The sequence below is a fragment of the Marinobacter vulgaris genome (genome assembly GCF_003344045.1).
Lineage (GTDB): Bacteria > Pseudomonadota > Gammaproteobacteria > Pseudomonadales > Oleiphilaceae > Marinobacter > Marinobacter vulgaris.
Genome location: NZ_QFWX01000004.1, coordinates 47,694 through 59,581, shown reverse-complemented (window position 1 = coordinate 59,581; position 11,888 = coordinate 47,694). Strand labels below are relative to the sequence as shown.

Sequence of the window (11,888 nt, the reverse complement as noted above, 5' to 3'; positions counted from 1 at the left end):
ATGGATAATTCGGCAGCAACAAAGGCGCGGAGGCGTTCCGGCAGCTGGCGCAGGGTCGCCACCTTCAGGCGCCTCTTGCTGACTGTTTTTGTGGTGGGACAAACCCTTGTCGCCTGCTATTTTCTGCTCTGGGTTCTGCCTTATCACGGCGGCACTCTGGTCGAGCTGGGGCTGTTGGTGCTGTTTGCTCTGCTGTACATGTGGATTGCCGTTGGCTTCTGGACGGGCCTGTTCGGTTTCGTGCTCAGGCTAATCGGGGGAGATCGCTACAGCCTTCTCAAACGTCATGCCGGTGCAGCGTTGGAGGCTACGCCGCTGGCCCCAACCGCCATCATCATGCCGGTTTACCACGAGCCGGTGTACTGGACGCTCTGCGGGCTAAAGGCGGTGTATCAGGACCTGGAGCGCTCCGGACACCTGGACCAGTTCGAATTCCATATTCTCTCCGACAGCCGCGACCCCAACGTCTGGCTTGAGGAGCAGGCCATCTGGTATCAGCTGTGCCAGGAGCTTGGGGCAGAGGGGCGTCTTTTCTATCGCCGCCGGCGGGTGAACCTCAACTTCAAGAGCGGCAACGTGGCGGATTTCCTGCGCCGCTGGGGACGCCGCTATCGCTATACGGTGGTTCTCGATGCCGACAGTCTGCTCAGTGCAGATACCATCGTACGCATGGTGCAACTGATGGAACGTGAGCCGAACGTGGGCATACTGCAGACCGCCCCCTCCATTATCAACGGCGAGTCGCTGTTTGCCCGGGTTCAGCAGTTTTCCAACCGTCTCTATTCCACCCTGTTTGCCAGTGGTCTTGCCGCTATCCAGATGGGCGATGCCGCGTTCTGGGGGCACAACGCGATCATCCGGATCAAACCCTTTATGGATCACTGCGGCCTGCGCAAACTGCGGGGGTTCGGCCTGTTCCGTGGTCCCATCATGAGCCACGATTTCGTGGAAGCGGCCTACATGGGCCGGGCCGGTTACGAAGTCTGGCTGGAGCCCGGACTTGGCAACAGCTTTGAGGAGTCACCGCCAACCCTGTCGGACGAGCTGGCCCGGGACAACCGCTGGTCGCGGGGAAATCTCCAGCACCTGTGGATTCTGCTGTTCGGGCGCCGGCTTCGGCTGGCGCACAGGATGGCTCTGCTGAACGGCGTCATGGCTTATATGGCCTCGCCGCTATGGCTGGCGTTCCTGATTCTTACCACCGTGGAAGCGGTGCAGATGACCGTTGCCAGCATCGACTATTTCCCGGAGGGGCATCAGGGGCTGTTCCCGCTCTGGCCGGAATGGCGACCGGAATGGGCCCTGGGTCTGGCGCTTAGCACGTTGTCGCTGCTGTTTATTCCCAAGTTCCTGGCAGTTCTCGACGCAGTTATTCACGGCGCTGCCAGGCAGTTTGGCGGGGTATTGAGGCTGCTGGCGAGTGTACTGGTGGAAATTGTGATTTCGGTACTGCTCGCACCTATTCGGATGATGGCCCACAGCCGCTATGTGATCGGCGCCCTGCTGAATCTGTCGCTGACCTGGGCCGGGCAGAACCGCACCCAGGAAACCGCCTGGCGGGATGCCTTCGTAACCCAGTTTCCCGGAATGGTGGTGGCTGCCGGCTGGTCCGCGTTTGCCTGGAGCCTGGATCCCATGTTCTTCCTCTGGTCGCTGCCGGTGGCCATTCCGCTGATACTGGCGGCACCCACGTCGGTCTTGCTGAGCCGGGTTGGGCCGGGGCAGGCCCTGCGCAAGTGGGGCATGTTACTGATACCGGAAGAACGGGTACCCGTGCAGGTGCTGGAGGACGCCCGTGCGGCCAGGAGTGGCAGTGCCAACGCTTCCATGCTGACAGCGGTGGAGGAAGCGGTAGTGCGGCCCAGGCTTAACCGGCTTCATCAGGCATTGGCAAGAAATGTCCGCCTTGCCAAGAGGGCGGAGTTGCTGGGGCCACTGGTGGAGCGATGCGGTACGGAGGGGCCGGGCAGACTGTCCCGCAGCGAACTCAGCCAGATATTCCGTGACAGGCAGTCGCTGAGGGAGCTGCACCAGCTTGCCTGGCAGGCACCCCCCGACAGTTTCTGGGACCGGCGTATTACCATGCTGAGCCGAAAAGGAAGAAAACGCAGGAAACGGAGCGCACCATGGACAGACGCCAACTGATCAAGACCTTTATTGCCCTTGCAGGTATCCAGGCATTGCCCCTGTCCGCGCTGATGGCCAGCCGGCAGGCACAGGCCGAGACGCTAAGCGAGGCCCGGTCGTTCAGCTATGCCTGGCTCAAGGGGCACGCCCGATCCTTGGCAGAGGAGCCCTGGCAATCCGGGGAGGGAACCTTGCCGGACTCACTGAAAAACCTGTCCTGGGACGATTACCAGGCTATTCGTTTTCGCCCTGAAGAAGCGCTCTGGCGTGATACCGACACCGCCTTCCAGGTCCAGTTATTCCACCTCGGCCTGTATTTTCAGTCCCCGGTGAGGATCCACGAGGTGGTAGACGGCCAGGCCCGGGAAGTGGCCTATCAACCAGACTACTTTCGTTACGAGGGCGAAGAGTCTCTCGGCGAACTGCCCGAGGATCTTGGCTACGCCGGATTCCGGGTTCATTTCCACACCGATTACGAACGGGATCTCGCCGCGTTTCTGGGCGCCAGCTATTTCCGCGCGGTGGGGTCGGATATGCAATATGGTCTGTCCGCAAGGGGACTGGCCATCGACACGGCACTGAATAGCGGAGAAGAGTTCCCGGAGTTCACTGCCTTCTGGCTGGAAAAACCGATACCGGGCAGTCACCAGCTGGTGGTGTACGCCTTGCTGGATTCCCCCAGCACCACCGGCGCCTACGCATTCACCATGACCCCGGGACCGGACATGGTCATGAAAGTGGATGTGGCGCTTTACCCCCGCAAATTCATGGAGCGTGTAGGGATAGCGCCGCTGACCAGCATGTACCAGGCCGGTGAGAACCACCGTCGGATGGCCAACGACTGGCGCCCGGAGATCCATGATTCTGACGGGCTGTCGGTGCATAACGGCCAGGGTGAGTGGCTCTGGCGGCCGCTGGTCAATCCCCGGTCACTGCGGGTAAACAGTTTTGTCGACAAAAACCCGAGGGGGTTTGGCCTGCTTCAGCGTGACCGTGATTTCAGCAACTACCAGGATGATGGCGTGTTTTATGACAAGCGACCCAGTGCCTGGGTAGAGCCACAGGGGGATTGGGGCTCCGGCAGCGTGATGCTGGTTGAAATTCCTACCCAGGACGAAACCTTTGACAACATCGTCGCCTTCTGGAACCCGGAACAGCCACTGGAGCCCGGGAATGAGCACCTCTTTGCCTACACGCTGACCTGGGGTGCAGAGCCGCCCCGCCGGCCAGACGCGTTGGGGACCGTACAGGCAACTCGCACCGGAATCGGTGGCGTTATCGGTCAGGAGAGAACCTATTTTTCCTGGCGTTTTGCGGTGGATTTCGCCGGCGGACCCCTGCCGATGCTTGCGGACGATGCGGATATAGAACCGGTGATCTCCGCCAGTCGCGGCCGGGTGGAAATCACCTCAGCCCGTCCGCTGGCGTCCATAAACGGTTATCGGGCCATGTTCGATGTTGTGCCCGATGACTCCCTGGAGCCCATCGACCTGCGACTGCAACTGCGGCTGGGCGGCCAGATACTGACGGAAACCTGGCTGTACCAGTACACACCACCGCCGCAGCAAGAGAGGGCATAGTCATGGAAAAGCGTGAACTGGAACCAGAGGGTGTGTCTGAACACAGCCTGATACAGAGGGTGGATGTTCGCAATACCGCCATGATCCTGCTCACCTCCGTGGCGGTGCTGTATTTCATCTCCTGGGCGCAGGCCGTATTGGTGCCGCTGGTGGGCGCCATTCTCATCAGTTACGCCCTCGATCCACTGGTGTCCTGGCTGGAAAAATTCCACATTCCGCGTCCGCTCGGCGCCGCACTTGTATTGACCATACTGGTGATCACAATTGCCGGCGCGAGTATTCCACTGAAGCGTGAAACCATTGCCATACTGGACAAGGCGCCCTGGGCAATCGAGCAGTTCCAGCGGGCTGAAGCGCGCTCGACTCCGGACGAGGAAGGCGTCGTGGAAAAGGCCCAGGATGTGGCCAAGAAAATCGAGGAGAGTGCTGAGGATGAGGAAGAGGAGGCCGACGAGCCTGACGTAATGCGAGTCAGGGTTGTGGACAGGCCTTTCAATTTCCGAAAATTCCTGATGGAGGGATCATCGACAATACTGGTCGTTGTTTCCCAGGTTTTTTCCGCACTGCTGCTGGTGTACTTCATGTTGGCGGCGGGGAGGCTTTATAAGCGCAAAGTGGTAAAACTGTCGGGGCCTTCATTCCATCGTATGCGCAAGGCGGCGCGAATAATGAACGAGTTCCATGGCCAGGTACGGCGCTTCCTGTTCGTGATGCTGCTGGGTGCGGTGTTCGTGGGATTTTTCACCTGGCTGTCGTTTCTTCTGCTTGGCATGGAGCAGGCTGTTTTCTGGGGCGTGGTTGCGGGTCTGGCTAGTGTCGCGCCTTATCTGGGGCCATTTCTGGTGCTGGTGGGTGCCGGTGTGGCTGCGTTCATCCAGTTCAGCTCTATCGAAATGGGCATCGTAATCGCTCTTGTATCGCTGGTGATAACCAGCATCCAGGGGAATCTGCTGCTGCCCATGCTCACCAGTCGCGTCTCCAGCCTCAACGAAATAGCGATCTTTATCGGCCTGCTATTCTGGGGTTGGCTCTGGGGTCCGGTGGGGCTGATCATCGCAACCCCGATGCTGATGATCATCAAAACCCTGTGTGACCACGTCACCAATTTACGGGCGGTGGGGGAGTTATTGGGCAAATGATGGTGTCATGTCAACAATTGAGCATTCTTTAGTATATAGATTGTTGACAATGCGCGGTCTCGGGCGTAAATTTCTGGCTATTACAGCAACTATTGTTGACAAACCATGTCAGAAGCCGCAATCCAGACTTATACTCGCGCCGATGAAGCCTTCGATTGTCTGCAAACGGCAATCGTAAAGGGCGATCTGGTTCCCGGTGAGAAAATCGGCGAAGTGGAACTTTGCTCCCGTTTCAACCTTACCCGCGGCCCTTTGAGAGAAGCTCTCGGCCGCCTCGAATCCCGTGGCTTACTGGTTCGCCGCCCCCACGCCGGGGTGAAAGTTGTGTCCGTCAGCGCCGAGGAACTCCTGGAACTCTACCGCATTCGCGAAACCATGGAAGGTCTGGCTGCAAGACAGGCCGCCGAGCGCATGACCGACGAGGAGATTGTCGATCTCCAGGCTACCCTTGATACCCACGAAAGGATGATCGAACAGGCCCAGGGCCAGGCGTATTATCAGGCTGAGGGCGACTACGACTTCCATCACCGCATCGCCACCGGCAGCCGCAACACAAAGCTCGCGCAAATGTTGCTGGGGGATCTTTACTATATGGTCCGGATGTACCGTTATCGCCTGAGTACCTCCTCCGGTCGGCCCCATATGGCGCTCGGAGAGCACCGCAGAATTGCAGAAGCCATCGCTCAGCGCGACGGCGAACTGGCGGAGTTCCTGATGAAACGACACATCAACGCCGCCCGAAACAACATAGAAACAAAGATCCAGAATGGCAGCTTAACCATCTAACAAACCGACAACGAACGAGGCCAACACCATGTCCAAAAAACTATCCCCAGGCGCCCGCTTCCGCAAGGCCCTCAAAGAAAACCATCCCCTGCAGATCGTAGGCACCATCAACGCCTACACCGCCATGATGGCCGAGAAAGTCGGCCACCAGGCCATCTACCTGTCGGGCGGCGGCGTTGCCAACGCCTCCTACGGCCTGCCGGATCTGGGCATTACCACCATGAACGACGTGGTTGAGGACGTTCGCCGCATTACCGCTGCCACTGACGTACCGCTGCTGGTGGACATCGACACGGGCTGGGGTGGCGCCTTCAATATTGCCCGCACCATCAAGGAGATGGAACGCGCCGGTGCGGCGGCAGTACACATTGAAGACCAGGTCGCCCAGAAGCGCTGTGGCCACCGCCCCAACAAGGAAATCGTCTCCCAGGAAGAAATGGTCGACCGCATCAAGGCCGCGGTGGATGCCCGTGAAGACGACGACTTCTTCATTATGGCCCGCACCGATGCGTTCCAGAAAGAAGGTCTGGAGCCCGCCATCGAGCGTGCCAAAGCTTGCATTGAAGCCGGTGCCGACGGCATCTTTGCAGAAGCCGTCACCGAACTGGAGCACTACAAGGCCTTCTCCGAAGCCCTCGATGTTCCGGTACTGGCCAACATCACCGAATTCGGCGCCACGCCTCTGTACAACCGCAAGGAGCTGGCTGAAGCCGGCGCCGGCATGGTGCTGTACCCGCTGAGCGCTTTCCGCGCCATGAACAAAGCCGCGCTGATGGTGTACGAAAACATCCTGGAGAAGGGCGATCAGAAAGACGTGGTTGACCTCATGCAGACGCGGATGGAGCTTTATGACTTCCTGAACTACCACGACTTCGAGCAGAAGCTGGATGAGTTGTTCCAGCAGAAAAAAGGCTAATCACTTTCCCCTCTCCCTCTAGAGGAGAGGGGTGCAAAAAACATAGGTCGGAGTAGCGAAGCATAATCCGACAACCGAATCAGAATGAGGGGGAGTAACACCATGGCTGAAGCAAAAAAACTCGGAGGCGCTGGGCTTCGCGGGCAGGTGGCCGGCGTCACCGCACTATGCACCGTGGGTCAGTCGGGCACGGGACTGACCTATCGCGGTTATGACATCAGCGATCTGGCCGAAAACGCCCAGTTTGAAGAAGTGGCCTACCTGTTGCTGCGCGGCAAACTGCCCAACCGGCAGGAACTGGACGCCTACAAGAAAAAGCTCGTTGGCCTGCGCGAGCTGCCCTACGCCCTGAAAACCGTACTTGAGCATATTCCTAAAAACGCCCATCCCATGGATGTCATGCGTACCGGCTGCTCGATGTTGGGTAACCTGGAAACAGAGACCGACTTCAGCCAGCAGGACGACAAGATCGACCGCATGCTTGCCCTGTTCCCGGCCATCATCACTTACTGGTACCGCTTTGCCCACGAAGGCGTGCGCATCGATACCGCCAGCGACGTGGATTCCATCGGGGGGCATTTCCTCGAGCTGCTTCATGGCAAGAAACCCAATGAGCTGCATGAGCGGGTCATGAACGTGTCCCTGATTCTCTACGCAGAGCACGAATTCAACGCCTCCACCTTCAGCGCCCGTGTCTGCGCCTCCACGCTGTCTGATATCCACAGCTGTGTGACCGGGGCCATTGGTACCTTGCGCGGCCCGCTTCACGGGGGCGCCAACGAAGCCGCCATGGCGCTGATCCAGAAGTTCAAGACCCCGGACGAAGCCGAAGAAGGCCTGATGGGCATGCTGGAGCGCAAAGAGAAGATCATGGGCTTCGGCCACGCCGTCTACAGCGAGTCTGACCCACGCAACGCCATCATCAAGAAGTGGTCGGAAAAGCTTGCCAAAGAAGTTGGTGACACCGTGTTGTATCCGGTCTCGGTGCGCTGCGAGGAAGTCATGTGGCGCGAGAAGAAGCTGTTCTGCAACGCCGACTTCTTCCACGCGTCCGCCTACCACTTCATGGGCATCCCAACCGAACTGTTTACCCCCATCTTCGTGATGTCCCGGGTATCCGGCTGGACCGCCCACGTGAAAGAGCAGCGTGAAAACAACCGCATCATCCGCCCCAGCGCCGATTACAACGGCCCTGAGCACTCACAGTGGGTGCCGATCGAGGAGCGCACATGAACACAAATTACCGCAAACCCCTTCCAGGCACCGACCTGGACTATTTCGACACCCGCCAGGCTGTGGAAGACATCCAGCCCGGCGCCTACGACAAGCTTCCGTACACCTCCAAAATCCTGGCGGAGCAGCTGGTTCGCCGTTGCGATCCGCAGATGCTGACGAACTCCCTGAAACAGCTGATCGAACGCAAGCGTGATCTGGACTTCCCCTGGTATCCGGCACGGGTTGTCTGCCATGACATCCTCGGCCAGACGGCCCTGGTAGACCTGGCCGGCCTGCGGGACGCCATCAAGGAGAAGGGCGGCGACCCGGCGAAGGTTAACCCGGTTGTTCCAACCCAGCTGATCGTCGACCACTCCCTGGCCGTCGAGCACGCCGGTTTCGAGAAGGACGCCTTTGAAAAGAACCGCGAAATCGAAGACCGCCGTAACGACGACCGTTTCCACTTCATCAACTGGACCAAGACCGCGTTCAAGAATGTGGATGTGATTCCTCCGGGCAACGGCATCATGCACCAGATCAACCTGGAGAAGATGTCGCCGGTGGTTCAGGCGCGTGACGGCGTTGCCTTCCCGGACACCTGCGTGGGCACCGACAGCCACACGCCGATGGTGGACGCGTTGGGTGTTATCTCCGTGGGCGTTGGTGGTCTGGAAGCCGAAAGCGTGATGCTGGGCCGTGCGTCAATGATGCGCCTGCCGGACATTGTGGGTGTGGAGCTGACCGGTAAGCTGCAGCCGGGCATCACCAGTACCGATATGGTCCTGGCCATCACCGAATTCCTGCGCAAGGAAAGGGTGGTCGGTGCCTATCTGGAATTCTACGGCGAAGGCGCCGACAGTCTCACCGTGGGCGACCGTGCGACCATCTCCAACATGACCCCGGAATACGGCGCCACGGCGGCCATGTTCTACATCGATGGCCAGACCATCGACTATCTCAAGCTGACCGGCCGTGAAGACGATCAGATTGCCCTGGTTGAGACCTATGCCAAGGAAACCGGCCTGTGGGCCGACAGCATGAAAAACGCCGAGTATGAGCGTGTGCTGACGTTTGACCTGTCGAAGGTCACCCGTACCCTGGCTGGCCCTTCCAACCCTCATGCCCATCTGCCCACCTCCGAGCTGACCGAGCGTGGCATTGCCGGCAAGTGGGAGAAGGAAGAAGGCAAGATGCCGGACGGCGCCTGCATTATCGCCGCGATTACCAGCTGCACCAACACCAGCAACCCCCGCAACATGGTCGCGGCCGGCCTGATTGCCCGCAACGCCAACAAGCTGGGCCTGACCCGCAAGCCCTGGGTGAAAACCTCCCTGGCGCCGGGTTCCAAGACGGTGAAAATGTATCTGGAAGAAGCCAAGCTGCTGCCGGAACTGGAACAGCTCGGCTTTGGCGTCGTGGCCTTTGCCTGCACCACCTGTAACGGTATGAGCGGCGCCCTGGATCCGGAAATCTCGAAGGAAATCATGGATCGCGACCTCTACTCCACCGCCGTGCTGTCCGGTAACCGGAACTTTGACGGGCGGATCCATCCATACGCCAAGCAGGCGTTCCTGGCATCACCGCCGCTGGTGGTCGCCTACGCCATTGCCGGCACCATCCGCTTCGACATCGAAAAAGATGCCCTCGGCTACGACAAAGACGGCAATCCCGTCACCCTGAAGGACATCTGGCCGGATGACGCCGAAATCGACGCCATCGTCAAATCCAGCGTCAAGCCGGAGCAGTTCCGCAGCACCTACATTCCGATGTTCGACATCACCCGGGACGCACAGGCCAACACCAACCCGAACTACGACTGGCGCCCCCAGAGCACCTACATCCGTCGCCCGCCCTACTGGGAAGGTGGCATGGTGGGTGAGAAGACCCTCAAGGGCATGCGCCCGCTGGCCGTGCTGCCGGACAACATCACCACGGACCACCTGTCGCCATCCAATGCCATCCTGATGGATAGCGCCTCCGGTGAGTACCTGCACAAAATGGGCGTGCCGGAGGAAGACTTCAATTCTTACGCCACACACCGTGGCGATCACCTCACGGCGCAGCGTGCCACCTTCGCCAACCCGAAACTGTTCAACGAAATGGTCCGGGACGAAAACGGCAACGTGAAGCAGGGTTCCCTGGCGCGGATCGAGCCGGAAGGCAAGGTCACCCGCATGTGGGAAGCCATTGAAACCTATATGGAACGCAAGCAGCCGCTGATCATCATTGCCGGCGCCGATTACGGCCAGGGCTCCTCCCGCGACTGGGCCGCCAAAGGTGTCGCCCTGGCCGGCGTGGAAGCAATTGTCGCTGAAGGCTTTGAGCGCATCCACCGCACCAACCTGGTGGGCATGGGCGTGATGCCGCTGCAGTTCGAAGAAGGCACCACCCGCAAAACGCTGGACATTGACGGCACCGAAACCTTCGATGTGGAGGGCACGCCTTCGCCCCGCGCCGAACTCACGCTGGTCATTCACCGCAAGAACGGCGATACCGAACGTGTACCGGTGATTTGCAGGCTGGACACCGCGGAAGAGGTGTCCATCTACAGTGCCGGTGGGGTTCTGCAGCGGTTTGCCGAGGATTTCCTGCAGTCCGAGGGTGCGGCATGACACACAAACCTCAAATCAAAATCCCCGCCACCTACATGCGTGGCGGCACCAGCAAAGGCGTGTTCTTCCGCCTGCAGGATCTCCCGGAATCCTGCCAAACCCCGGGTGAAGCCCGGGACAAGCTTCTGCTGCGTGTCATTGGCAGCCCCGATCCATACCAGAAACAGATCGACGGCATGGGAGGCGCTACTTCCAGCACCAGCAAAACCGTCATCCTGGCCGCACCCACGCAGCCGGACCACGATGTGGATTACCTGTTCGGTCAGGTTTCCATCGACAAACCCTTTGTCGACTGGAGCGGCAACTGCGGGAACCTCACCGCGGCGGTAGGCGCGTTCGCCATCAATGGAGGCTTTGTTGCCAAAGATCGCATCCCGGAAAACGGCACCGCCACCGTTCGCATCTGGCAGGCCAACATCAAAAAAACCATCATCGCACGGGTTCCCATCACCAACGGCGAAGTGCAGGAAACCGGTGATTTCGAGCTTGATGGTGTGACCTTCCCGGCTGCCGAAGTGCAGGTGGAGTTCATGGATCCCGCTGACGGCGAGGGTGCCATGTTCCCCACCGGCAACCTGGTAGACGACCTGGAAGTGCCGGACATAGGCACGCTTAAGGCCACCATGATCAACGCCGGTATTCCCACCATATTCCTGAATGCCGAAGACATCGGTTACAAGGGCACAGAGCTGCAGGATTATATCAATAGCAATCCTGAAGCTCTGACCATGTTCGAAATCATCCGCGCCCATGGCGCCCTTAAAATGGGCCTGATCCAGAACCTCGAAGAGGCAGCCAGCCGCCAGCACACCCCCAAGGTCGCCTTTGTGGCCAAGCCTTCGGAATACGTGTCCTCAAGCGGAAAAACCATCGGGGCAGGGGATGTGGACGTACTGGTGCGGGCCCTGTCCATGGGCAAGCTCCACCACGCCATGATGGGCACAGCCGCCGTAGCGATTGCCACTGCCGCGGCGGTACCCGGCACGTTGGTCAACCAGGCAGCAGGCGGTGGCGATCGGGCGTCGGTAACCTTCGGCCACCCATCCGGCACCCTGCAGGTGGGTGCAGAGGCCAGCCAGGTTAACGGTCAGTGGACCGCCACCAAAGCGATTATGAGCCGCAGTGCGCGAGTGCTTATGGAGGGTTGGGTAAGGGTGCCCGGCGACAGTTTCTGATGGAAGTGTCAATGTAAACGTCCTTCAAGAAAACGGGGGAATATCAGTGATATTCCCCCGTTTTTTTAATATCGTCGATATAATTTACGCATTTCTCAGTAATTATTTTTTATAAAGCATTGCTAATTCAAGTAAAATAATAAAACAGATTATTATAGCGATTTATTTAAAAAATAAAAAATATTATATCCCGCCTTAAAGTACATAACGACTAAATATGCCCGTCTATAAGTAATATTCGTCGAATATAATTACACACGTATATATATCTTAATAATAAAATCTATAATTTCATGAAATATAACATTTAAAAATTAATGGCATATATTGTGCTTATC

At 58.6% G+C, this 11,888-nt stretch carries 8 protein-coding genes; all 8 read left to right on the top strand.

Features of this window, described 5'->3' with window-relative positions; translation table 11 throughout:
- The 8 genes from mdoH to prpF all read left to right on the top strand — a co-directional run bounded on the left by mdoH (window position 1) and on the right by prpF (window position 11,550).
- Window positions 1–2,145: a glucans biosynthesis glucosyltransferase MdoH gene (gene mdoH, locus DIT71_RS09400; protein ID WP_114613307.1), complete on the top strand. Its 2,145-nt coding sequence runs from the start codon at window positions 1–3 to the stop codon at window positions 2,143–2,145.
- The gene (locus tag DIT71_RS09395; protein ID WP_114612975.1) at window positions 2,127–3,707 is read left to right on the top strand and encodes a glucan biosynthesis protein; all 1,581 of its coding nucleotides are present in this window, start codon (window positions 2,127–2,129) and stop codon (window positions 3,705–3,707) included. The genes mdoH and DIT71_RS09395 overlap by 19 nt, the downstream gene beginning before the upstream one ends.
- 2 nt (window positions 3,708–3,709) lie before the next feature.
- A complete protein-coding gene (locus DIT71_RS09390; protein WP_114612974.1) occupies window positions 3,710–4,846 on the top strand; it encodes an AI-2E family transporter in 1,137 nt (378 codons plus the stop codon).
- A 105-nt stretch (window positions 4,847–4,951) separates the two neighbouring features.
- Window positions 4,952–5,632: a GntR family transcriptional regulator gene (locus tag DIT71_RS09385; RefSeq protein ID WP_114612973.1), complete on the top strand. Its 681-nt coding sequence runs from the start codon at window positions 4,952–4,954 to the stop codon at window positions 5,630–5,632.
- 28 nt (window positions 5,633–5,660) lie between these two features.
- Complete coding sequence (gene prpB / locus DIT71_RS09380; protein ID WP_114612972.1) at window positions 5,661–6,548, top strand: methylisocitrate lyase; 888 nt, start codon at window positions 5,661–5,663, stop codon at window positions 6,546–6,548.
- Window positions 6,549–6,650: 102 nt separating this feature from the next.
- On the top strand, window positions 6,651–7,781 hold the full coding sequence (gene prpC / locus DIT71_RS09375) for a bifunctional 2-methylcitrate synthase/citrate synthase (protein WP_114612971.1): 1,131 nt from the start codon (window positions 6,651–6,653) through the stop codon (window positions 7,779–7,781).
- Window positions 7,778–10,375: a Fe/S-dependent 2-methylisocitrate dehydratase AcnD gene (gene acnD, locus DIT71_RS09370; protein ID WP_114612970.1), complete on the top strand. Its 2,598-nt coding sequence runs from the start codon at window positions 7,778–7,780 to the stop codon at window positions 10,373–10,375. Before prpC ends, acnD begins: the two co-directional genes overlap by 4 nt.
- Window positions 10,372–11,550 carry a 2-methylaconitate cis-trans isomerase PrpF gene (prpF, locus tag DIT71_RS09365; RefSeq protein WP_114612969.1) on the top strand — a complete coding sequence of 393 codons (1,179 nt, stop codon included), beginning with the start codon at window positions 10,372–10,374 and terminating at the stop codon, window positions 11,548–11,550. Before acnD ends, prpF begins: the two co-directional genes overlap by 4 nt.
- Window positions 11,551–11,888: the final 338 nt, after the last annotated feature.